Origin of the sequence: Flavobacterium anhuiense, from assembly GCF_050990855.1 — a bacterium.
Classification (GTDB): domain Bacteria; phylum Bacteroidota; class Bacteroidia; order Flavobacteriales; family Flavobacteriaceae; genus Flavobacterium; species Flavobacterium anhuiense_C.
Genome location: NZ_CP158861.1, coordinates 3,967,486 through 3,992,644, shown reverse-complemented (window position 1 = coordinate 3,992,644; position 25,159 = coordinate 3,967,486). Strand labels below are relative to the sequence as shown.

General features: G+C 36.5%; 13 protein-coding genes. 12 read left to right on the top strand and 1 reads right to left on the bottom strand.

Annotated elements, in window-relative coordinates:
• The first annotated feature begins 93 nt into the window (after positions 1-93).
• The 4 genes from ABTV69_RS17695 to ABTV69_RS17680 all read left to right on the top strand — a co-directional run bounded on the left by ABTV69_RS17695 (position 94) and on the right by ABTV69_RS17680 (position 4,776).
• Positions 94-696, top strand: coding sequence for a murein L,D-transpeptidase catalytic domain-containing protein (locus tag ABTV69_RS17695; protein ID WP_433831109.1), 603 nt, complete (start codon positions 94-96; stop codon positions 694-696).
• Positions 697-961: 265 nt separating this feature from the next.
• Positions 962-1,987, top strand: a complete 1,026-nt coding sequence (locus ABTV69_RS17690; RefSeq protein ID WP_433831107.1) for an NAD(P)-dependent alcohol dehydrogenase — start codon at positions 962-964, stop codon at positions 1,985-1,987.
• Between the two features lie 419 nt (positions 1,988-2,406).
• Complete coding sequence (gene ilvN, locus ABTV69_RS17685) at positions 2,407-2,913, top strand: acetolactate synthase small subunit (RefSeq protein ID WP_433831105.1); 507 nt, start codon at positions 2,407-2,409, stop codon at positions 2,911-2,913.
• A gap of 78 nt (positions 2,914-2,991) precedes the next feature.
• Positions 2,992-4,776, top strand: a complete 1,785-nt coding sequence (locus ABTV69_RS17680; RefSeq protein WP_433831103.1) for a mechanosensitive ion channel family protein — start codon at positions 2,992-2,994, stop codon at positions 4,774-4,776.
• 66 nt (positions 4,777-4,842) lie between these two features.
• On the opposite strand, the gene ABTV69_RS17675 is transcribed toward ABTV69_RS17680, so the two are convergent.
• The gene (locus tag ABTV69_RS17675; protein ID WP_433831101.1) at positions 4,843-7,455 is read right to left on the bottom strand and encodes a glycoside hydrolase family 3 C-terminal domain-containing protein; all 2,613 of its coding nucleotides are present in this window, start codon (positions 7,453-7,455) and stop codon (positions 4,843-4,845) included.
• A gap of 331 nt (positions 7,456-7,786) precedes the next feature.
• On the opposite strand from ABTV69_RS17675, the gene ABTV69_RS17670 reads away from it, so the two are divergent.
• From ABTV69_RS17670 to ABTV69_RS17635, 8 genes are all read left to right on the top strand, one after another.
• Positions 7,787-12,121, top strand: a complete 4,335-nt coding sequence (locus tag ABTV69_RS17670) for a two-component regulator propeller domain-containing protein (protein ID WP_433831099.1) — start codon at positions 7,787-7,789, stop codon at positions 12,119-12,121.
• A gap of 556 nt (positions 12,122-12,677) precedes the next feature.
• Positions 12,678-13,433, top strand: coding sequence for a hypothetical protein (locus ABTV69_RS17665; RefSeq protein WP_433831097.1), 756 nt, complete (start codon positions 12,678-12,680; stop codon positions 13,431-13,433).
• Between the two features lie 149 nt (positions 13,434-13,582).
• Positions 13,583-16,804: a SusC/RagA family TonB-linked outer membrane protein gene (locus tag ABTV69_RS17660; RefSeq protein WP_433831095.1), complete on the top strand. Its 3,222-nt coding sequence runs from the start codon at positions 13,583-13,585 to the stop codon at positions 16,802-16,804.
• A gap of 25 nt (positions 16,805-16,829) precedes the next feature.
• A complete protein-coding gene (locus ABTV69_RS17655; RefSeq protein WP_433831093.1) occupies positions 16,830-18,725 on the top strand; it encodes a RagB/SusD family nutrient uptake outer membrane protein in 1,896 nt (631 codons plus the stop codon).
• Between the two features lie 12 nt (positions 18,726-18,737).
• Positions 18,738-20,387, top strand: coding sequence for a DUF5123 domain-containing protein (locus ABTV69_RS17650; RefSeq protein ID WP_433831091.1), 1,650 nt, complete (start codon positions 18,738-18,740; stop codon positions 20,385-20,387).
• A 168-nt stretch (positions 20,388-20,555) separates the two neighbouring features.
• Positions 20,556-22,199: a glycoside hydrolase family 43 protein gene (locus ABTV69_RS17645; protein WP_433831089.1), complete on the top strand. Its 1,644-nt coding sequence runs from the start codon at positions 20,556-20,558 to the stop codon at positions 22,197-22,199.
• Between the two features lie 6 nt (positions 22,200-22,205).
• Positions 22,206-23,426, top strand: a complete 1,221-nt coding sequence (locus ABTV69_RS17640) for a glycoside hydrolase family 88/105 protein (RefSeq protein WP_433831087.1) — start codon at positions 22,206-22,208, stop codon at positions 23,424-23,426.
• Between the two features lie 22 nt (positions 23,427-23,448).
• Positions 23,449-25,140 (top strand): glycoside hydrolase family 28 protein, encoded by a 1,692-nt coding sequence (locus ABTV69_RS17635; protein ID WP_433831085.1) that lies wholly within the window; start codon positions 23,449-23,451, stop codon positions 25,138-25,140.
• Positions 25,141-25,159: the final 19 nt, after the last annotated feature.

Here is a 25,159-nt window from a genome sequence, read left to right as displayed (position 1 = left end):
ATATGGGAATTGTATAAACTTTGTGTATAATTTTGCAGCAACAGATTATCGATTACCCCAAATTATAATTATTAACCTAACTTTCTGCTTAATATGAGAATATTTTTAGTGGCACTGTTTATTTCTTTAAGTTCTTTCACTACTATGAATGTACGAGAAGAAGATGAAATTTTAAGCGAACTTGAATTTGCACGACTTACAGAACATGTAAATGAAATTAAGGCTTTTACGGCGACAAATCACAAGTATAATCGCAAAATTGCTTTTCTTGTTGATATGAAGATTAAATCAGGAAAAAATCGATTTTTTGTTTACAATCTAGAAACTAATGAAATCCTTGACCAAGGTTTGGTAGCACATGGATCAGGTTCTGAGACAGGAATAAAAGGCGATATCCTACAATTTAGTAATGTCCCAAATTCAAATTGCACTTCACTTGGAAGATATTCGGTAGAAAAGGCCTATAAAGGTGTTTTCGGAAAAGCTTTTAGGCTTGCAGGACTAGACGAAAGTAATAACAATGCCATGAAACGTGCCATTGTATTGCATCATTACAAAGAAGTTCCTACAGACGAAAAAGAATATTATATTATCAACAGTCATGGATGTCCAATGGTTAACGAAGAATTTTTTAAGAGACTTGAAAAATACATAGAAAGTTCAAATTCAAAAATCTTATTGTCTGTTTATTATTAAATGAATTACGGAACAATTAGTTTTGATGAACTGATACAATCCAACTGATTTTAAACAGTATAAAATAAATTGAAAAGAGAACCTAGGTTCTCTTTTTTTATACCTACTCATTAGATTTTTTACCATTTTTATTTTGCCCTTTCATCTATCACCTGCTGTAAATTCTAGGAATTAGCAATAAATTAGGATAAACTTAACTCGCTTGGTAAAGTAGTTAGAAAATACAAGTTGTAAATTAGTAGAATAGTAATCAAAAGTTTATTTTATGAAAGCAGTACGTTTTTTTGGACACAAAGATGTCCGTGTTGTTAATGATCTTGAAAAACCTGTTCCTAAAGGTGACGAAGTTTTATTAAAAATTGGCGGTGCTGGTGTTTGCCACTCCGACCTGCATATTATAGACGAGGGAACCGTTGTAGGGACAGTATTTACGCTAGGACACGAAAATGCTGGATGGATCGAAGAAATTGGTGAAAATGTAGAAGGTTATAAAAAAGGAGATGCCGTTTTGGTTTATGGTCCGTGGGGATGTGGTCATTGCAAACCCTGCCAGCAGTCAAAAGAAAATTATTGTGACCATCAATCTGAGCAAGCTTATGGTGGCGGTTTAGGATTAGATGGCGGTATGGCCGATTATATGTTGGTACCATCGTCTAGGCTTTTGGTGCCTATTTTTGATTTAGATCCCGTTATCGCAGCTCCATTAACAGATGGAGCACTTACACCATACTCAGCCATTAAACGTTCTCTTCCGAAATTAATGCCTGACGAATTTGTTGTCGTAATCGGAGTTGGCGGATTAGGACACGTTGCATTACAAATATTAAGAGAAATAAGTGGCGCAGCAATTATTGCTTGTGACGTAACCGAAGATAAATTAGCATTTGCAAAAGAATTAGGTGCCGCGTTTACCATTAATTCTAAAGATGCTGATGCAGCAGAACAAATTCATAAAATTACAGGAATTAAGAAAGCCAAAGTGGTTATCGATTTTGTTGGCGCAACTTCGACAATTGACTTAGGAACCAAAGTGGTAAGTCTTGATGGCGATCTTACGATTGTGGGTCTTGGTGGCGGACATTATCAATACAGCATGAATGTTTTGCCCTTTGGAGTGAGCATGACCAATCCGTATTGGGGATCACGCACAGAATTGATGGAAGTGGTTGGTCTAGCAAGGCAAAAGAAAATTCATATCGAAATTGAAAAACATAAACTAGACGACGCCAACGAAGTGTATGATAGAATGAGACAAGGAAAAATAAAAGGTAGAGCTGTCTTAATACCTTAAAAAAATCAGCAAACAATAAATCTGTCACAGTAGAGGCGGATTTTTTGTTTGTTATAATTAATCTTTGCAGAATAAAAAATATCAATATATTTGTGCATTCAATCAAACAAATGAAAAACATAATTAACATCGCTGCAATTAGTAACATTATTATCATTCGATAGTAGTGTAGGGATGTTATATAAATAAGTAAAAGATACCATTTAGAAAACCTCCCCGCAACGGGAGGTTTTTTTGTTTACAACCAGTTATGAAAAATTCAATTCAGAATAGCATTATTATTTCAATTATCATTATTCGTATCACATGACGAGTCAGGATATTATTGTCTATTCAAAAAGCCTTTCTCAGTCATAACGTGAAAGGCTTTTTTTATTTCCTTTTTTAATACCAGAAATAGCATTTATAAAAATCAAACAATGAAAAACGAATTTACACTTACGATCTATTCTGAAGATCAACTAAGATTAATCAATAAGCTGAGCGCTATGTTTATTAGAAAGCAGATAGAAATTTTAAGCCTCAATATGTCTATTTGTGAAATTGATAAAATATACAGACATACAATCGTAGTAAATGAAACTTTGAATACTGTTGCCAATTTGACGGCACAAATAGAGAAAATCATTGAGGTTTTTAAATGTTATTATGCTGTAAATGATGAAATTATTTCCCGACAGCTTGTATTGTTTAAAATTTCAACTGCAGCATTTATGTCAGATTCGAACGTAGAAAGTTTACTTCGTGAGAACGATTTTAAAATTGTAGAAATTCAAAAAGAATACACGATAGCGCAAGCCACTGGAACAGAAGAAGAAATGCTTGACTTAATTGGCAAATTAAGTCGTTTGGGTGTAATAGAATTTGTAAAAAGTTCTAGAATTGCTCTCATGCAATCTATAGAAGGCTTTTCTGTAGATATTTAAAAAAATACGAAGTGAAACAAGTTGTTTTTCTACTATATTTCTTATTTTTAATAGTCTAAGTTACTAAAGCAAAAAGATATGATTTTAGGTACTAAACGTTTACTGTCTCTTTTACTGTTGCTATCGGTTATAATGCTTGCACCTCATAAGTTGCAAGCACAACTTTTGGGTACGGCAAAAACTCCCACCGAAGAGCCTGCAAAAACACCTGATGATTCATTAGGAAGAAGGACGCCTCAAGGAACCGTCAACGGATTTATAAAAGCAATCGGCGATCAGAATTATCTGCGTGCGAGCCAGTATTTCATGCTTAGCAAACGATCGTATCGAAAAATGTCTGAAAGGATACGAATTGCCAAAACTTTTCAGCAACTATTGGATCAGGGAGGGAATTTTTCGCCTTCCTCAATTCTAAGCAATAAAGAGTTAGGCCGTATCGATGATAATTTGGCAACAGGTGTAGATTTGGTCGGAAGCATATCTACTGATAAAATAAACATACAGCTTTATCTAGAAAACCAATCAGATGATAGTCAGCCTGCTTTATGGCTTTTTTCTGCAGAGACGATTGAAGCAATTTTAGGAGCAGATGCAAGGGTTGAAAAAACTTTTTTGGACAGAGTTTTGCCAAAAGCCTTAAAAGAAAGGAAATTAGGAAATGTTCCTATTGGGCATTGGGGAGTTGTTGTTGTCATGGCTGTGATTACCTACTTGCTTTCGAGACTGCTGATATTTGTTTTTATATTTCTGATTCAAAAAGTATGGAAAAGAGCAGATAGCGAAAAAGGTAATGCCGTTATAGAAGCTTTTACACTTCCTGTTCAGATGTATCTGACGGTAATTTTGTTCGTAGCTTTTACACAGCGAATGGGAATTTCGATAATAGTCCGCCAACGGTTTAGCATCATAATCATTACGATTGGAATTGTGGCTTTTTTAATTCTGCTATGGAGAATGACCGATTTTGTCAGTATGTTTACAAGAAGCAGAATGAACAATCGGGGGCGTGCTTCTGCGGTATCTGCGGTATTGTTTTTAAGCCGTACCATGAAAGTGGCCATTGTTGTGATCGGTATTATTGCTATTTTAGGAATTATTGGAGTAGATGTTACAGCTGGACTTGCCGCTCTTGGAATTGGGGGGATCGCATTGGCGCTTGGAGCACAAAAAACAATAGAGAATTTTGTTGGAAGTGTTAGTCTTATTGCAGATCAGCCGCTCCGTGTTGGTGACTATTGCCGCGTCGATGATATTAAAGGAACAGTAGAATCTATCGGGATGCGTTCTACCACACTTCGTACTCCAGCTCGAAGTATTGTCACCATCCCAAATGGCCAGCTGTCTGCCAGTAAAATAGAAAATTATGCACATCGTGACCGTTTTATATTCAATCCTATTTTAGGTTTTAGAATGGAAACTACTACCGATCAGCTGCGTTATTTGCTTGTTGAATTAAAATCGCTATTGTTTGCGCATCCAGCCGTTTTAAATACGCCTCCAATAGTCCGTTTTACAGGAATTACTGCCGACTCTTTAAAAGTTGAAATTACAGCGTATATCGAAGCAATAAATTTTGAAACCTCACAAGAAGTTCAGGAAGATCTTTTGTTGCGAATGTTGGATATTATCGAAAAAAGTGGCACTTCTCTGGCTTATCCTTCGCAAACGCTTTATATGACAAGAGATACTCCTGTTTCTGCTGAAAAAGCCGAAGAAGCGGCTAAAACAGTAAAAAAATGGAAAGACAAAAATGAATTGCAATTGCCTAAGTTTGATCCCAAACGAATCGAAGAGCTGAAGGATAGCATTACATATCCAGATAAAGGGAGTTTTAATCCTGATGAAAATGAAACTATGTTGTGATGTAAAAAACGAGCTTCAATTGAGGCTCGTTTTTTTTTGTTCAGTTTTGTAATCATTTAGAAAATATTATTTTTCTAATGTTATAGTTTTTCCTGTAAAGTTGATTCTTCCGCTCTGAATGTCACTAGAACCGTCTGGTTGTTTTCCGCCAACAAAAATGGTAAACCAGCCTGGTTCCACAACACGCTGTTTTTTCTTATTGATCATAGACAGCTGTCTTGGCGTAATAGTAAAGGTTACTGTTTTTGTTTCTCCTTTTTTAAGATGAATTCGCTCAAAACCTTCTAATTGGCAAATCGGGCGTGGAGTAGAGGCTTTTTCGTCTTTTATATACAGTTCAGCAACTTCATCTCCATCGCGTTCTCCAGTATTAGTAACATCAACAGAAATTTTAAAATCTGCGTCAGAATTAAAGTTTTTTGGAAGCTGTAAATTAGAATATTTGAAAGTCGTATAACTCAAACCAAATCCAAAAGGGTAAAGAGGCGTTTTATGGAAATAGCGGTACGTTCTGCCTTCCATATCGTAATTTTCAAATTTAGGAAGCTGATCAACCGATTTATAATACGTAACAGGAAGTCTTCCTGCTGGATTGTAATCGCCAAAAAGAACATCTGCAATGGAATTTCCACCTTGCTGACCTGGATATCCTGCTGTTAAAATAGCAGGAACATTGTCATTTGCCCAATTAATAGAAAGCGCACTACCATTAATTAAAACCAATATCACCGGTTTTCCTGTAGCTTTAACGGCTTTCATAAGCTCTTCTTGATTGGCTGGAAGATCCAGACTAGTTCGGTCTCCGCCGTTAAAACCATCTGCTTCCACTTTCATTTCTTCTCCTTCTAAACGCTCATTTAATCCTAGAACAAGAATTACAGCATCGGCTTCATTGGCAGTTTCTACTGCTTGCTGCACTAAGTTTTCTTGTGGTTCTGCCCAAAATAATTGCGCAGTTGCATCGCCATAGAAGTTCTGGTATTTTACTTCAATTTTATATTTTTTTCCTGCTTCTAAATTTATTTGCTGCGGACGAAAACGCGGATGGTGGTTGTTTTTCCCTCCAGTAGTTTTCCCACCTTCAATTTCAACAGTCATAAACGGTTTTGACCATTCTGAAATGTTATACGTTCCCGATTTAGGTACCGTAAGATAACCAGTCCATTTCACACTATAATTTCCCATTTTCAAGCGAGGATCTGGCGTGTTGATGTCCCATTCAAAATCAATATTATCATCTACGCGAGTAAAAAGGGGTTTTCCGTTCCATTCCGTATTATCAAAATAATCACCATTTAGACCTTGTGTTCCGTTTTCATTCTGAAAATATATTGATGGTATAATTTTCATCTCAGGAACTCCTTTTGCCAAATCAGTTCCTTTTGCATATAAAACCTTTGCATTGGGTTCCAATTTGTTTTGAATGCCTTTTAAAACAGTAATTGGGTTGCTTGGAACACCGCTGTAATTTCCCCATAAAGACTGAATATCATCTGCATTTGGTCCAATTACAGCAACCGTTTTGGTGTTTTTAGAAAGAGGCAACGTATTATTTTGGTTTTTTAAAAGAACGATACTCTTTTGAGAAGCTACTCTAGCCAAATAATCATTTGCCGCATTATTGTTGGTTGAAAACGGAATTTGAGCATACGGAACAATCTCATCTGGATCAAACATTCCTAATTTAAACCTTGCAGTAAATAAACGTTTTACAGCAACATCAATATCGGCTTCTGAAATTATTTTGCGGTCAACAGCTTCTTTTAAAGACTGGAAACTGCTTCCGCATTCCAAATCTAAACCATTTTTTACTGCTAATGCTGAAGCGCTTGCGGCATCATTGGTAATTTTATGGTATTTCCAAATATCGGTTACAGCACCACAATCGGATACGATGTAGCCATTAAATCCCCAAACATTTCGAAGAATATTAAAAAGAAATGGACTTGCACTGGCTGACTCGCCTCTAAAGCGGTTATAAGCCCCCATTACAGAATAAACATGTCCGTCTTTTACCAAAGTTCTAAAAGCAGGAAGATAAGTTTCGTACAGATCAATATCGCTGGTATTGGCATCAAAAAAATGGCGCGATGGCTCTGGTCCCGAATGCACAGCGTAATGTTTGGCAGTTGCAACCACTTTCAAATATTTGTCATTTGTACCTTGAAGGCCGTTGACATAATTAAGACCTAACTGGCTTGTTAAAAACGGATCTTCACCGTATGTTTCATGTCCGCGGCCCCAACGAGGATCACGAAAGATATTTACGTTTGGCGACCAAAAAGTCAAACCTTGGTACATTCCGTGTTGGCCTCTTCTTAAGTATTCATGATGTTTCGCACGAGCTTCATCTGAAATGGCAGTCGCAACATCCAATATCAATTGGCGGTCCCAAGAAGAAGCAATTGAAATAGACTGCGGAAAAACAGTAGCAAATCCCGCACGGGCAACGCCATGCAATGATTCGTTCCACCAATTGTATTCTGGAACTCCTAAACGGTCGATTGCGGGAGCAGAATCCATTAATTGATTTATTTTTTCGTCTAGCGACATTCTCGATACCAAGTCATTCACACGTTGCTCTGTTGGCAGATTTGGATTTTTGTACGGTAAATTTTCTTGCGCAAAGGTGGTTAAAGCAAAAAAATGTAACGCAATAACTATGGATTTTCTTTTCATAGGTGTTGGATAGTGTTAGATTTATTAGGTTTTTAGTCACTGTTTAAAAACAGGAATAAAAATTCGTTTTGTAATAGCAGCAATATTTAAGCTAAAGTTAGTTTTTTGCTGTTTGACAAAATTAAATTTTTATAGCTCTAAAGTTAGGATAAATTGCTAATTAGAGTATGTTATAAAGCTTTGTATTAATAATTTAGATTTATGATGTAAAAGTAAGAGGGAGGTAAATCGCTATTTTTATGGTGGTATTTTGCTGCAATCAGTACTTCTTTTAGGTTAGGAAAAGAATTTTGATATTTTTGTGATCTGCTTAATTTTATAAAGTTTTTAAATGAAAAGAAATCTACTTGTATTTTTTCTTTACTGGATAGGGATTTTGTGCCATGCGCAACCTTCTGGTACGCTAACTCATTTTGCAAACGATTTAAAGTTAAGGCAATCCCGTATTCTTGATATTCAGCAAGATAAAAAAGGATTTATCTGGCTTTCTACTTTTAACGGATTGATACGTTACGATGGAAACAATTTCCAAAAATTTAGAGTAAAACAAAATGGATCTTTGAATTTAATCTCTAATCGCGTTTTTAAATTTAAGTTTGATAGCAGCGATCGAATCTGGATTCAGTCCGAGAAAAATGATATTTACTATTTTGATACTCGACAGCTAAGTTTTCATTATCCAATTGAAGAGGGGTCTTTAAAGTCTGCTAATATTGCTTTTGTTGATTTTAAAGTGATGCCTTCGGGAAGAGTTTGGCTTTTTCCCGAAGAGAAAAATTATCTATTAGCTTTTGAAACCAATAAAAAAATTAGAAAAATAGCTTTTGATCCTGCAAAACGTTGTGGAAAAATCCGTGATATTTTTGAAGACAAACAGGGAACGACTTGGTTTTTTACTGAAGCAGGTACTTGCCGATTGGATAAATCTGGAGGAGAGCCGCATTATTTCTTTTTTAATGGGAAGCCTTGCGTGTACAATACATTTTTAGAAACCAAAGAAGATATATTTTTTGGAGGGAACAACGGAGAATTGGCGCGTTACAACAAAAAAGCAACGACCTTTTTTGACTTCCCACTTGCTATTAAAGAAGATATAATTTATACCGAACTGGTTGCCAATACTAAAATGCTTATCATAACAGCAGGGCAGGTTTTTTATTTTTGTGATCTGAAAACGGGAAAACTAGATGCGTATAGTAGCAAGACCTTAATAGGGTTTCCCAATAAGAGAATCACTTTTTTGGGATCAACACGTTCTAGACAGTTTTGGTTTGAAGCTCGGGGTGAAGGGGTGTTTCAGTTTGATCTGTTGACCAAAAAGATAAAAAAAATGTCTGTTGATTACAGTGATGCTGCAACTGCTGGAGGAGAAAGAAAAAGTTTTCTGCTTACATCTCCAAATGGAACAGTTTGGATTCAATCGAGCAATGCGCCATTTTCTTATTGGGACGAAAGAAATAATAAATTGTCTTCTATAATAAGCTGCATTAACGAATCGAAAGAGTCGATTTCAGATTTGATGCACACGGCAATGTTTGACCGATTGGGAAATCTTTGGTTCTGTTCTTTCAAGCAAGGTTTAGATTTAGTTACTTTTAGCAATAGCAATTTCTCAACTTTAAATCTCGATTCATCAAACGATCATCATAAGCATAATGTGAGAAGTTTGATGAAAGACGCTCAAGGAAATCTTTGGGTCGCAAGCCGTAAAGAGAAAATTGCTTTGTTTGACAGCCAGAAGAAGAAAATCGGACTTTTGGCTTCTGATGGAACTTTATCAGCAGCTGGTCCTGGCTGGGGAGCAGATATTTACAGTATGCTTCAGGACAATAGAGGGAGAATTTGGATAGGAACAAGAGGAAACGGTTTGTTCTGTTTATTGCCAACAGATCAGCCTTTCCGTTATAAAGTTACCCATTATAAAAATGACGAAAATAACCTTTACGGAATTAATTCTGATGATATTTTTAAAATTTATCAAGCCGCAAACGGACAGATTTATATTGCAACTTGGGGCGGCGGTGTAAATATTGTTCGTGAATCAAGCAGCGAAATCCAATTTGTTAATTTTAAAAATGAACTAAAAAACTATCCGATAAAAACGGCAGATAAAGTCCGCTCGATTGCAGAAAATAAAGACCACAAAATATTTTTTATTTCGTCGTATAAATTATTTTCTTTTTCAGAAGAAACTAAAGCGACAAGCAAAATAAAGTTTAATGAATATTCTCAGGTTTCGGGAAATGATATTCTAGATATTCTAATAACGCATGACAATCAGATGGCATTGGCAACCAATGGTATGGGATTGATTTTGGCTGATTTAGACAAGAAAGGACAATTGAATGTAAAATCGATATGGAATGAAATGGTATCGTTTCCAGTGGAGGGAGTTGTTTCTATAGCCGAGGATAAAGTGGGGAAAATTTGGCTCATGAGCGATAATCAGATCGTACGTTTTGATCCGAAAAACAACAGTGCTGAGACTTTTCCAGAATTAAAATCGATAATTGGGACAGAGATATTTTCTGAGGCAACCAAATGCGAACTTTCAAATGGAGAACTTGCTGTAGGATATTCTAATGGGGTCATTTATTTTAAACCAGAAAATATAAAACCATTTCATTTTAAACCTTATTTAGCAATTTCTGGATTTTTGGTAAATAACAAAGAATTGCACGAAATAAATCCGGAAACTCCCAAAAATCCTGATCTGCTAGATGAAGTTACGCTAGAACACAATCAAAATTTCTTTAGAGTTCAAATTTCGGCTTTGGATTATTTAAAAAGCGAAAATATCGTGTATCGATATAAACTAGAAGGGATTGATAAACAGTGGAATTACATTAAAGGAGGACAATCTATCAATTATACCAATTTAGGACGTGGAAGTTATACGCTTCTAATTTCTTCAACAAACGGACATAATTTATGGATGAATAATGAAAGGCAAATTAAAATTACAATTCGCCCTTCGATATGGGGGACAAATTTTGCTTATTTCTGCTATTTGGTGCTCGCTGGAGGCTTATTTTTCTTGATAAGAAGAGCGATTATCACTATTTTAAAACTGCGTAATGATGTGAAGTTGGAAAAACAAATGAGTGAGTTGAAACTGAAATTCTTCACTGATATTTCACATGAAATTCGTACGCCGCTTACTATGATTACAGCGCCGTTGGAGGTAATGCTTGCAGATGAAGATTTAAAAGACACTACAAAAGGCCAGCTTCGAATTATAGAAAAAAGCAGTAATAAATTATTGAATTTGGTTAATCAGATTTTAGATTTGAGGCGAGTTCAAGACAAAAAACTGGCTATTCGCGAAATCAATCTAGGCGAATTTGTTTCTCAAATGTGTGAAGATTTTGAAGAAATGAGTGCGCAAAGCAATATTAATTTGAACGTTAACATCAATCCTTCACATCCTCATATTTGGGCTGATCCCGATAGCTTAGATAAAATTTTGATTAATCTGCTTTCTAATGCTTTTAAATTTTGCAGTAAAGGCGATTCTATTGAAGTAAAAGTGGAAGAATCGGAAAAACATGTGTTTTTGACTGTAAGTGATAACGGACCAGGAATTAGTCCGACACTTCAAAAAAGGTTGTTTGTCCGTTTTTCAAATTACAATGAAAATCTTTCTAATCCGAGTACAGGTCTTGGACTTTCTATTATAAAAGACATTGCAGATAAACATGGTGCTACTGTTTTAGTAGACAGCGCAAAAGGTCAGGGAAGTAGTTTTCAGGTTGCATTTTTAAAAGGCTATCAGCACTTTAAAAATGATGTAGATATTTTGTTAGATGAAACAGAAGAGCATTTTTCTAATGAAATGGATCTAGATTTTGAATCTGATCTTGAGGAAGAAATAGTACTGTCAGAAGAATTGGGAAGAGAGCAGCCTATCGGACTTGTGGTAGAAGACGATCCTGAATTGCGTGCGTTTATTGTTTCTATTCTGGAAAGTGATTATACGATTTATACCGCAGAAAATGGAGAAGAGGGGTATGCCAAAGCTGAAGAAATTTTGCCAGATTTTGTCATTAGCGATATTATGATGCCTGAGAAAGACGGAATCGAAATGTTGAAAGCAATTCGAGATAATTTGTCAATCAGCCATATTCCGGTTATTTTGCTCAGTGCGAAATCTTCAATCGAAAGCAAATTGGAAGGATTAGAATACGGTGCAGACGATTATGTGACCAAACCTTTTAATGTCAGTTTGCTAAAAGCAAGAGTTAAAAATGTCCTTGAACAGCGTGGTCGTTTGCAGCAATTGTTCTCAAGTGGCAGCACAATTAAAATTGCTAAAGAAGAGCCACTTCAGATATCCAATAAAGATCAGAAATTTATGTTTCAGGTCATTGAATTTGTAAAAGAAAATAGATCTAACTCTGATTTTTCGGTTGACGAATTAGGAAAATTGATGTGCATGTCACGTGCCAGTTTTTTTAATAAACTCAAAAGCATTACTGGAGCATCGCCTGTTGTTTTTATCCGAGATATGCGATTAAGCGAAGCGGCGAGACTTTTAAAAGAAGATGATCTGCTGATAAAAGAAATCTGTTTTGAAGTCGGTTTTAATGATTTGAAATATTTTGGAAAATGTTTTAGAGCAAAATACAATCATACTCCAGCAGAATATCGCCGACAATTCCGTTAATCTAATCTTTTCAATATAGCCAATGGTTTTAATCTTAGGAAAGTATTCTTTGGCTCCCAATGGTTAGAACTTTTGATTATGTTTCTCAAACATTTCCCTGCAATTTTATTAAACATAGCCCAATGTTTTAACCATTGAGGCGTAATGTTTTATCACAATATTTCTCTCGAGCATTTTTCTTCCCAATCTTATTAAACATAGCTCAATTGAATCTTGGGAAAAGAATTTACAAATAGGTTTAAAGAATTGATTACGATATCTTTTTTTATTTAAGATATTTTTTTTGCATTGCATAAAAAAAGTAAGAAAAATTTATCGAATAATTGGTTCTATATGCTTAAATAGCAATTTGTACCATTTCGAAAAGCAAAAAATACCCCTTTTTGAGAGATGCTATTTCTAGTTTTGCTTCATAATCTTGATTGATTTTTAACTAACTAACTTTAAAACCAAAATTTATGAACCAAACTAACTTTAACATTCAACTGCCAATTTTGGACTGCTGTCCTAAAGTGAATCCAAAGAGAAATTTTTATCATTTTTAAATTTAACAGATATGAAAATGATAAAAAACCTGATTCTTGGAGCAGGGATATTTTTTCTTTTAAATTCTTGCTCTAGTGATGATCTCAAATATGAAAGCCATACGGTTAAAAAACTGGATTTTCAATTAAACGGCGAACCTTGGAATTTAAATGTAGGGATTTCAACGAGACCTCTTTTTGTGTACAAAGAAAATGGAGAATATGCGGCAAATTACAGTTCGCTATATCCTTTTTCGCTTGACGACGGAAAATACAAACTAGTAGCCTCTGATTATCCAGAGCAAATGATTCCATCTCCGACGAATCTTAACGAATTGGTCGTGCCACAGCCAGCATTGGCAAACCAGGCCATCAACCTATCTGATGCAATGCCTTACGCTTCGCCTTTTGACGAGCCGTTAACGTTAAATATTATTACCAGAACGGGAATTCTTCGTTTGAAGACGTTAGATATTACTGCAGACAAAAGTTACACCACTATTAAAACTACGGTTTTGGTAAAAAGAAGCGGCTACAAAGTGGTTGACGGAACGTATATTAAAGAAGACATGTTTGTGACCAGAAGCAAAGCAACCTCGAGCGGTGGAATAAACTATACGGACGACTTTGTTTTATTTCAAACAGGTGAAGAAGCCAATAACGTTCGCGTTAAAATAGAATGTCTGAATCAGAACATGGAAGTAGTGAAGACGAAAGAGCTGCAAACCACTTTTGCCATTGAAGCTAATAAGGTTACGAATGTCGATTTTCTTATAAACGAACCTTAACAAACTTCTTTTCAAAACAAAACAATACGAAATACGATTAGCCATTATTTGGATTAAAAGATAACATGATAGCCGTAAAAGGTTGTTGTTTTAAATTCTTTTAATGAATCCAAAGACAGGCTTATAATCCAATAAAAAATATTCTAGTTATGATTATAAAAAAATATATCTGGAGCATTTTGGCCGTTCTGTTTTTAACAGGGGGCATTTATGCTCAGAAGCGTACAACCGTGAGCGGTTCGGTTAAGGATAACATGGCGGGTATTCCGGGCGCAACAATTATGGTAAAGAATGAAAATACGAATACCGTTACCGATTTTGATGGTAAATTCAGCGTAGCAGTAGCAGATCCGGAAACTGCTGTTCTAATCATCAAATTTGTGGGAATGAATGATGAAATTGTGCCCTTAAAAGGACGTACATCTGGCATTACGGTAACCATGAAAGAATCAAACAGCGAATTGAATGAAGTTGTTGTGATTGGTTATGGTACGCAAAAACGTAAAAACTTAACTGGAGCGGTTGCCAGTATAAAAGGAACCGAATTGGCAAAAGTACCCACATCCAATGTGGCAGAAGCCTTGACGGGAAGACTTCCTGGGGTTCAGGTTACAACTGTTGACGGTTCGCCTGGAGCAGATGTGAAAATTAGAATTCGTGGAGGTGGATCTATTACCGAAGACAACTCGCCATTAATCTTAGTTGACGGCTTTGAGGTGGCCAACTTAAATGATATTCCACCGACAGATATCGAATCTGTAGAGGTTTTGAAAGATGCTGCTTCGACGGCAGTTTATGGAGCAAGAGGTGCGAATGGAGTTATTATCGTGACGACTAAAGTTCCTAAAGCAGGAAAAGTAGCGGTAAACATTCACAATTACACGCAAATTAAGACGCTTGCCAACCATTTGGATGTTATGGATCCGTATGAGTTTGTTATGATGCAATATGAATTTGCACGTAAAAGCACTTCTAACCCAACTGGATTTTATAATATGTATGGCAGACCAAGCGAATTTTATATTTATAAAGGAAATAAAGGAACAGATTGGCAGGATGAAATTTTTGGAAGCAATCCGATTGCGAGATATACGGATATCAATGTAAGTGGCGGAAGTGAAAAAACAAAATTCAAATTTACGTTTGTAAACCAAGATCAGCCGGGTGTTTTGCTGGGAACAGGAATGCGTCAGAATTATGTTTACTTAATTTTGAATTCAAAATTAACCGACAATCTTACGTTCGAATACCAAACGCGTTTAACCAATCAAACTATTGAAGGTTCAGGAACAGATGGAGTAAGTTTGCTTAGAGCTTTGCGCGAAGCACCAACGGCAGGGCTAGAAGAGTATATGACTTTACCTGAAGATAATACGTACTTCGATCCCGACGATTATGAGATAAAACCTCGTTTTAATCCATTTGAAGAAGCAGAAAAAAATTACCGCAATCGCACAACAAGAACATTTAATACTACAGGAGCTTTAACATGGACAATCAAAAAAGGATTGACGCTCCGTTCTTCATTTGGCTATGAATATAAATATTCTGAAGATGGGCGTTTCTGGGGTACAGATACCAAAACAGCATTAGAAAACAATAACCTGCCTCTAACGTATTGGTCGATGACGCAGTCGCCACGCTGGCAGTTGAATAACGTGTTGAACTACGGATTTAAAGTAAAAGAGCGCCACGATTTTCAATTGATGATCGGACAGGAGATTAAAGATCAGGAAAGCTCAATTAAGTTTTTTAGAACCCGTTATTTCCCTGAAGATATAACAGGAGAAAAGGCTTTAGACAACTTAGCGTTGGGAACTCCATTTGATAATGGTTCAAATGCAGAATCTCCAAACCGAATTTCTTCCTTTTTTGGAAGAGCCAATTATGGTTACGACGACCGTTATCTTTTTACGTTTACTATTCGTACGGACGGTTCTACAAAATTTGGTCCAGACAACAGATGGGGAGTTTTTCCTGCAGGAGCTTTTGCTTGGAGGCTTTCGAATGAAAGTTTCTTAAAAGACAGCCAAACGGTTTCTAATTTAAAACTGCGTTTAAGTTATGGAGCTTCTGGTAATGATAGAATTAAAGGCGATTTATATGCAAAATATTACGGTGTTGCTCGTGATCGTTCTGTAGGATGGGGAGAAGAAAATCATTACTACTATAATTTTTATAATGACAAATATCTGAACAACCCAAATGTAAAATGGGAAACGACGTATACAGCCAATGTTGGTCTTGATTTTGGCTTTTTCAAAGAAAGGCTTACAGGAACATTAGATTTTTATCATAATAAAGTAAAAGATTTATTGGTGCCGTCAGATATTGCATCGGTTTCTGGTTTTACAAAAATGATGACCAACGTTGGACAGACTTCTAATAAAGGTGTCGAATTTGCAATCAACGGAAGTGTGATTAAGAAAAAAGATTTTCAGGTTGATTTGACTTTTAATATTGGCTACAACAAAAACAAAATTGACAAACTGGCGAGCGGAGAACAAGAATGGATTTTAAGTTCGGGTTGGGCGGGAACTCAATTGTTAAATGACGACGACTACCGTGCTTATGTAGGCGGAACAAAAGGCTTGATCTACGGATTTGTAAACGACGGCTTCTATACAATGGATGATTTTGAGTCTTTTGATGCTGTAACTAGAACTTGGAAATTAAAAGAGGGAGTTGCTAATTCAAAAAATCTTTCTGGCGATCCAGTTCCAGGAAATGCTAAGTTTAAAAAACTGACTCCTGTTGATCCTTCAGATCCTAATAGTTATGTAATTGGCGACAAAGACAGAAAAGTAATCGGGGATACTAATCCTGATTTTTCTGGAGGTTTTGGTGTAAATGCAGTTTGGAAAAACTTTGATTTAATGGCGTTCTTCAACTTTATGTCAGGGTTTGATGTATATAATGCCAATAAGATTATGACGACTTCTTTCTACCAAAACAATCAGAATAATTTTAGTATGGATGTGGGATTAAACAACCGTTGGAGAAATTATGATGATATGGGTAACGATCTTCGTTATTCGCCTGAACAGCTGGCAAAACAAAATGAAAATGCGACAATGTGGAACCCAGTATCTCTTGGCCGTCCTATTGCAATGTCTTATGCTGTTGAAGATGGTTCTTTCTTACGATTAAACACACTGAGCATTGGATATACGATTCCAAAACAAAACAGTTCAAAGGTAGGATTCAGCAGAATCAGATTGTATGCTACAGGAAGCAACTTATTTATTTGGACAAACTATTCTGGATACGATCCAGATATCAATCTGGAAACTGGATTAACACCAAATATTGACTACAACGCTTATCCAAGAACGAGAAATTATGCTTTTGGAGTACAGTTGTCATTTTAATTAAACAATATTAAATCTTACAAAGATGAATAAAAAGATAGTATTTAGTATTCTGCTAATTGTTGCACTGTCATTTACAGCTTGCGATGAATATCTAGATGTACAGCCTGGTTCTGGCTTTACCCAAGCAGAAGTTTTTAAATCAGAAAAGGATATTCAGTCTGCTGTTGCAACTGTATATACACTGATGCTTACCGATGATGCATATGCCAATCGTCTAGCTTTTGTTTTTAATACAAATACAGACGTAGAAATGTCGGGTGTTTCAACCAATACAGTAAACGGAAACGGTTCTGATATTGCCTGTTACGATCCAAAACCCTATTGGACTACTTTAAATGGTACTTGGAGTGCTATGTATAAAATTATCAATATGGCAAATGATGTTATTGAAGGAATTGAAAGCTCTGATTTGTATAAAGCAGATCCAAAAAATGCGCCTTCTAATATTATGCAGATGTATGGAGAAGTAAAAACAATACGTGCCATGGTTTACTTAGACATGATCCGTATTTGGGGAGATGTTGTTTTTCGCACCAAATCTTCAACAGGAGATGAAAATTTTGCCGTTGGAACCACAGACCGAAATGTAATTCTTGAATTTCTAATAGACGATTTGAAGTCGGTTGAGCCTTTAATGAAAAATGCAAACGAGTTGGATTATGGAGTGGAACGCGCTTCTAGAAGTTTCAACCAAGGTTTGATTGGATTATTGGCACTTACTAGAGGAGGATGGACACTTCGTCCAGACGAAAATAATCCTGCAAGTATCGGACACATGGAAAGAGGAAAAAATCACGAGCAGTATTATGACATCGCAATCCAATATTTGGAAAAAGTAATTCAAGGCGGACAGCATGATTTAAAATTGAGTTTTAGAGATTTTTGGATGAAACAAAGCAATTGGGAAACGCCTGTTAATGATGATGTTATTTTCTCAATTCCGATGCTGAAAAACTCTACAGGGGAGTACGGTTATTTTGCTGGGATTCCGATTGTGGAAGGGAGCCATCCTTACGGAAGCGCTTCTGGAACTCTTAGTTTATGTGGAGAATACCTTTATTCATTCGACAATAAGGATTTAAGAAGAGATGTTACCTGCGCACCGCTGTCATACGATCAAAATCTAAATCAGGTAATTCGTCTGGACCTGGCTCGTTTGGCTGTTGGTAAATGGTCTAAACTATGGATGAATGATCCGCTTGGAAGCACAAGCCAAAAAGGAACGGGAATAAATTATTCTTGGATGCGTTTTGCAGATGTGCTATTAATGTATGCAGAAGCGGTAAACGAACGTTTTGGTCCTCGTGAAGATGCTAAGGAATGTTTAAGACGTGTGCGACGAAGAGCTTTTGCTCAGGCAGATTGGGGAACTAAAGTTGACAGTTATGTTATGTCTAAATCATCGCCTGAATTATTCTTTAAAGCGATTATGGACGAACGCAAATGGGAATTTGGTGGAGAAAGCAAACGTAAATTTGATTTAGCGCGTTGGAATAAATTTAGTGAAGTGGTGTACAATCAGTATTATAAATTATACAATTGGGGGCGTGTAGCCAATGGAGCTTATGTTCCAGGTATTGACCAAGTTCCAGGAAGCATTTATTATAAAAACATTCCGGACCCAGTCAATTCGGGCAGAACTATTTTGGATATCAAAGGGATTGATGAAATTCTTCAGGCTCGCCCTGCTGGTTATACAGAACTTCCTTTTGCGGTAAGCTGGTATTCCTTAAACAATGAAACAGCAAGTTACGAACCAAGAAACGATATCAAATGGAGTTTCAGAGGATTCATCAATTACAATAATGCCGCGTCGGTATCTCCAACAGATCCGTTACGTTATTTATGTCCGTATCCTTCAAAGGTAATTACAGATCATAGAGGAGCAATTCAAAATTATTATGGATTTAATTTTTAAATCGTACCAAGCATGAAAAACTTTAGAAAAATACTTTATATACTATCTCTAATAGGTTTAATTGCCTGCGGAGAACTATTGATATCTTGTGAGAACGATGAGTTTAAATATCCGCAAGAACTAGATTTATTTCAACCAAAATTTGTCCTTACGGCTCCTTTGGTAAAAGGAAACTCGATTGCTATTGTTTGGTATAAAGTAAATGATGCAGCTTCTTATACAGTTGAGCTGCATTTAGACAATTATTATAAAAGTTTGTACAAATCGTATACTACGACAGACACCCAAATTTTAATGGATGATATTCCGTATAAAACGCAGTTCTATATTCGAGTAAGATCGAATCATGCAATTGACGGCCATAATTCGCAATGGTCGTACACGAATGCTTTAACAGAAGAGCGTCCGCCGTTTCAACCTATTTTGCATGAAGTGGAAAAGGTAAACATTACTGAAACGGAAGTTACTGTAAATTGGGATATTTCTTCAGAGAATCCAGTTGACAGTATTTCTGTAGCGCCTGCACAATCGGCAGAGATTCCTGCAATAGGCCGCAAACTTACTTCGGCAGAAATAGCAAAAGGAGAAGCTACTGTTGCTGGCTTGGAAAAAAATACATTGTACAACGTAAATGTTTTCGACAACAATAAACCGAGACGTTATGATAAGCCGTACAATCAGGTTTCTTTCCGTTCGGCAGGACCATCAGCGGCAACCATCATTGTTACAAAAGGTATGGATTTAGATGCTTTATTGAGAACAAACAATGATGACCCTACCATTCCAGAAGGAACAGAATATTTCCTTGAAGCAGGATCGCTGTTTAAAATTACACCTTTCACAATCTCAAAAGGATTTAAATTGACAGGAGGAACCCAGGGAGAACGTCCTCAGATTGAAATGAATGGAAACTGGAATATTGCTGAAGGTTCTTATTTGACGGAATTGGCATTTGAAAACATTCGTTTCTATCAAACTATTGATGCCAGTTATTTCTTTAATAGCGGTACCGCTTGGAAAATTGATAAAATTACATTCTATAACTGTGTTTTCAATTATTTCAAACGCGGATTCTGGAGACATCAAGGAAACGGAAAATACAAAGAAATTGGCGAATTAGATATGAGCTACTGTACATTCGATCAAGTCGGAGGACATACAGGACCTTACGGAACATTTGTTTTTGGTTCTGCCGGAGCAGATAACGTGAAGAAAGCCAAATTCTCAAATTGTACTTTCATGAGAGATTATTATCAGACTACAGACAAGAACAGAAACTTCAAGAATCTTTGGGATTATGGCACATCAGCTTATCCGATTCAATTGGAGTATCAAAACATTACCCTTTATGATTACGCTTACAACAGATCATTAATCAATATTCCGAATGCTGTGGGATCTACTTTGATCTTTAAAAATGTATTAATGGCATCTGCTTGCGGTAAAGTGATCCAAGCAATTGCAGCCAATACGCCAACAACGTACGGAAATAATTATACAACTACCGATTATCTGTTAGGCGCCGCTGCAATTCAGGGAACCGAATTAGGTATCAGTGCACAAAATTTATTTGTTGATCCTGCAAATGGCAATTTGATGATTAAAGATTCAAATTCTCCAATTGTAACCAATAGAGTAGGAGACACAAGATGGTTGCCATAAGTTTAAGTTTTGTTAATTAAGTGGTTTCAGTACTTACATGAAGTATCCTTGTGGTTGAGGATACTTCAATGTACTGTCTTTCGCAGATTAATAGACGAAAATTGAACTTTAAAAATATCACGCTTTTGATGTTTTAAAGAAGCGAATTATTTAATAAAAATTAATACAATGAAATTCAAACAATTACTACTCGCCTTAGGATTATTTTGGTATTTAGGAGCAGGAGCACAAGGCTGGAACGCTGACTTGGGAAATGGAAAATATAAAAACCCAATCCTACATGTAGATTACTCTGATCCTGATGTTTGCGCTGGAGAAGACGGTTATTACATGACAGCATCTAGTTTTAATAGCACGCCAGGGCTTCCTATACTTCATTCTAAAGATCTTGTAAACTGGGAATTGGTTGGATATGCATTGCAAAATCTTTTTCCTGTAGAACATTATCGCACCGTTCGTCACGGCGATGGCGTTTGGGCTCCATCAATTCGTTACCGCAATGGCGAATATTTTATTTATTGGGGAGATCCTGATTTTGGAATATTTATGGTTAAAACTAAAAATCCAGCAGGTGTATGGGAAGAACCCGTTTTGGTTAAAGAAGCAAAAGGAATTATTGATACTTGTCCGTTTTGGGATGAAGACGGAAAGGCCTATTTATCTTATGCTTTCGCGGGAAGCCGTGCCAACGTAAAAACAGTTTTAATGCTTTCTGAAATGGCAGTAGACGGAACGAAACTAATAGGAAATCCAGCTTTGGTTTTTGACGGACATAACGGTCATACTACAGTTGAAGGTTCAAAAATGTACAAACGAGAAGGTTATTATTGGATTATGGCTCCTGCGGGAGGTGTAAAACCCGGATGGCAATTGGCAATGCGTTCCAAAAATGTCTGGGGACCGTATGAATATAAAGTGGTTTTGAATCAAGGAGATTCGCCTGTGAATGGCCCTCACCAAGGCGGGTATGTAGAAACGCCAAACGGAGACGGATGGTTTTTGCATTTTCAAGACCGTTGGGCTTATGGGCGAGTGGTTCATCTGCAGCCTGTGACTTGGAAAGACGGCTGGCCAATTATGGGGAAAGATTCTAATAAAGACGGAATTGGAGAACCTGTTATGGAATGGACCAAACCAAATGTAGGGAAAAATTATCCAGCTACACCCTTAATTTCTTCAGACGAATTTAATAGCCACCAGTATGGTTTGCAATGGCAATGGCAAGCCAATCAGAATCCAGCGGAACATTGGGGCTGGTCTTCTGCAAATCTTGGTTTTTTGCGTCTGAATTGCATTCCGAGAAAAGAAGGAAACAAAACCATGTGGATGATGCCGAATCTTTTGCTGCAAAAATTTCCAGGCGCGAATTTTACAGCAACAGCAAAATTAACTTTTGAAAATAATCCAGACGCAGGAGTGAGCGGCTCAGGTTTGATTGTCTTTGGAGAAGATTACGCTTATATCGCAATTGAACAGGATAAAATGGGCAATTTGAATTTGGTTCAGCGATCTATGAAAAGTGCCAGAACTTCTAAAGAATTAGAGAAAGAAATTGCGTCAATCCCTGTAAATAAAAAAGAAGTGAGTTTGCGCGCCAAAGTAGAAATGGTTCAGAACAAAGAACCTTTTGATGCGAAAGTTACTTTTTATTACAGTGTGGATGGAAAGAATTTCAAAAAACTGGGAGAATCATTTAAGCCAAGCGCAGGAAGATGGGTTGGTGCCAAAATCGGACTTTTTGCAACAGGATCTAAAACTATTAATGACAGCAGTTATGCCGATTACGATTGGTTTAGAGTCGAAGAAAATTAAAAGATTATGAGACGTAAAATGACCTATTATTTTCTTGCTTTGTTTGTTTGTCTAACTTCCTTCGGGCAATCAAAACCAACAGATAAAGAGGGAGTAGCGCCAATTGATTGGGCGATAAAAATGGCCGATTCAGATCAGAAACGCGTTCCAAATCCAGTGTTTTTGGATGGTGTGAAATATCCGAAATGGAATTATACCAATGGTTTGGTGGCATTGGCCAATCAGAAATTGTATGATTATACCCAGAATCAAAAATATTGGGATTACGGACTTTCTTACGCCGAACAATTGATTGATAAAGAGGGTAATATTCAAGGCGGGTATGAAATCGAAAAATACAGTTTAGATCTGGTAAATTCAGGAAAAATACTTTTTGAGATTTATAAAAAGACTAATGAGCCGCGCTATAAAAAAGCAATGGATGTATTGCATAAACAATTAGAAGGACATCCAAGAAATTCCGACGGTGGTTATTGGCATAAAAAAAGTTATCCGTGGCAAATGTGGCTGGATGGCGTTTATATGGCGGATCCTTTTTCTGCGCAATACGGACAAGTATTTAATGATCCAAAAGCAATTTACGATGCAATTCTGCAAGCAGAACTGATTCAGAAACATACTTTTGATGCAAAAACAGGCCTGAATTTTCACGGTTATGATGAAAAACGTGCACAATTCTGGGCAAACAAAACTACTGGAACCTCATCACATATTTGGGGACGTGCGCAAGGCTGGTATTGCATGGCTTTGGTTGACATATTAGACTTTGTTCCAGAAAGCCATCCTAAGCGAAAGGAGGTAATCCAAATCATTCAAAAGGTTTTTGAAGCTGTCTTAAAAGCGCAAGATTCTAAAACAGGAGTTTGGTGGCAAGTAATGGATCAGCCGGGAAGAAAAGGCAATTATCTGGAATCGACTTGTTCGACGATGTTTGTGTATTCATTTGCAAAAGCCTACAACAAAGGTTATGTTGGGAAACAGTTTCTTAAATCGGCACAAAAAGGTTTTAATGGCATTCAGAAAGAATTTATACAAGAAAATTCAGATGGAACCATTTCGATTACAAAATGCTGTGCCGTTGCCGGATTGGGCGGTAAAAATCCTCAAGACCGAAACGGCTCATTCGAATATTATATTTCAGAGCCTATAAGAGAAAATGATGCAAAAGCAGTTGGGCCTTATATTATGGCTGGTATTGAATTACAAAAAGTTCTAGACAAAAAATAATGTTTCAAAATTATAATGAATTATGATAAAAATTAAAAGCACTCTTCTGATAACAGCATTTCTTCTTATGACTTTATCTGGTTTTAGTCAAAAGAAAAGGACTTCAATTGTGGCAGAAAAAAAAGACATTTCAAGTTTGAAAATTCCTTTTAAAATGCCAGAAGTGCAAATTCCGAAGTTTAAAAACGATACGCTAAATATTGTTGATTTTGGAGCGGTTCCTAATACGGAACAGCTTTGTACAAATGCAATTAATACAGCGATTGAAAACTGCTCTCAATCGGGTGGCGGAGTGGTGCTAATTCCTGCGGGACTTTGGACAACAGGGCCAATAAAATTGAAAAGCAATGTAAATCTTCATACTGAAAATGGTGCTTTTGTTTCTTTCACAAGCGATTTAAAACAATACAAACTGATAGAGTCTTATTTTGAAGGAAATAAAGTGATTCGCTGCGAATCGCCTATTATGGGCGTTAATTTAGAAAACATCGCCATTACAGGTCAGGGCATTTTTGACGGTAACGGTGCTGTGTGGAGACCTGTTAAAATCGGAAAAATGACGGCTGGTCAATGGAGCGATTTAGTGAATTCTGGCGGTGTTTTGTCTAAAGACGGGAAAATCTGGTACCCGTCAAAAGGAGCTTATGAAGGGAATGAGGAAAGAAGCAAATTGCCTAAAAAGGAAACTGTAGAAAATATGGAACCTTACAAAGAAGCGCTTCGTCCCGTTATGGTAAGTTTGGTCAATTGTAAAAAACTGCTTCTAGATGGCGTTACGTTTCAAAATTCTCCTGCATGGAATGTAAATCCGTTAATGTGCGAACATCTTACTTTACGCAACTTAACGATTCGTAATCCGTGGTATTCTCAAAATGGAGACGGTTTAGATTTGGAATCTTGCAGAATCGGAACGGTAACCAACTGCCGTTTTGATGTTGGAGACGATGCCATTTGCATTAAATCAGGAAAAGATAAAGAAGGAAGAGACCGAGCAAAACCAACAGAATTATTTGTAATTACAGATTGTGTGGTTTATCACGCACACGGAGGTTTTACCATTGGAAGCGAAATGTCTGGCGGCGTGAAAAATATATATGCTAAAAATCTAACATTTAACGGAACAGATTGTGGACTTCGCTTTAAATCGGTTCGCGGCCGTGGCGGTGTAGTGGAGAATATTTGGATGGAAGACATTCGTATGAATAATATTCCAACAGACGCCATCAATTTCAATTTATATTATTTCGGAAAATCATTGTCTGAAGATAAGGAAACGGGAGAAGTAACGGTAGCTAAAGAAACAATCACAGAGGAAACTCCTGCATTTAAAAATATGTATTTCAAAAACATTTCTGTAAACGGTGCTGCTCAGGCTTTAAAAATTATGGGAATTCCAGAAATGCCAGTTGCCAATATTGAATTTGAAAATATGATCATCCGTTCTGATGTTGGTGTACAAATTAACTACGCGAGCAAAATCGCTTTTAAAAATTTGGATTTAAGATTAGACAAACCCGGAATTGCCGTGAGTTTTTTAAACAGTAAAAATGTGAGTTTAAATGGTTTGAAATCTACGGGAGAAAATCAGATGTTTTGGGTCGGTGGTCTAGAAACAAAGGACATTTCATTAAAAACCAACGGAAAGAAAATGGTGATGAATAAAGATTTGAAAGTGTTGGAATCGATTAAAGGAGAAGTAAAAGTCTTGGATTAGAGAGAAAGAAGCTAGAAGC

Bases quoted from the DNA above. Each gene is read 5' to 3' on its own strand.
- ilvN (WP_433831105.1), top strand. From the start codon at position 2,407: ATGAAAAACGAATTTACACTTACGATCTATTCTGAAGATCAACTAAGA.
- ABTV69_RS17665 (WP_433831097.1), top strand. From the start codon at position 12,678: ATGAAAATGATAAAAAACCTGATTCTTGGAGCAGGGATATTTTTTCTT.
- ABTV69_RS17635 (WP_433831085.1), top strand. From the start codon at position 23,449: ATGATAAAAATTAAAAGCACTCTTCTGATAACAGCATTTCTTCTTATG.
- ABTV69_RS17675 (WP_433831101.1), bottom strand. From the start codon at position 7,455: ATGAAAAGAAAATCCATAGTTATTGCGTTACATTTTTTTGCTTTAACC.
- ABTV69_RS17695 (WP_433831109.1), top strand. From the start codon at position 94: ATGAGAATATTTTTAGTGGCACTGTTTATTTCTTTAAGTTCTTTCACT.
- ABTV69_RS17655 (WP_433831093.1), top strand. From the start codon at position 16,830: ATGAATAAAAAGATAGTATTTAGTATTCTGCTAATTGTTGCACTGTCA.
- ABTV69_RS17690 (WP_433831107.1), top strand. From the start codon at position 962: ATGAAAGCAGTACGTTTTTTTGGACACAAAGATGTCCGTGTTGTTAAT.
- ABTV69_RS17670 (WP_433831099.1), top strand. From the start codon at position 7,787: ATGAAAAGAAATCTACTTGTATTTTTTCTTTACTGGATAGGGATTTTG.
- ABTV69_RS17680 (WP_433831103.1), top strand. From the start codon at position 2,992: ATGATTTTAGGTACTAAACGTTTACTGTCTCTTTTACTGTTGCTATCG.
- ABTV69_RS17650 (WP_433831091.1), top strand. From the start codon at position 18,738: ATGAAAAACTTTAGAAAAATACTTTATATACTATCTCTAATAGGTTTA.
- ABTV69_RS17660 (WP_433831095.1), top strand. From the start codon at position 13,583: ATGATTATAAAAAAATATATCTGGAGCATTTTGGCCGTTCTGTTTTTA.
- ABTV69_RS17640 (WP_433831087.1), top strand. From the start codon at position 22,206: ATGAGACGTAAAATGACCTATTATTTTCTTGCTTTGTTTGTTTGTCTA.
- ABTV69_RS17645 (WP_433831089.1), top strand. From the start codon at position 20,556: ATGAAATTCAAACAATTACTACTCGCCTTAGGATTATTTTGGTATTTA.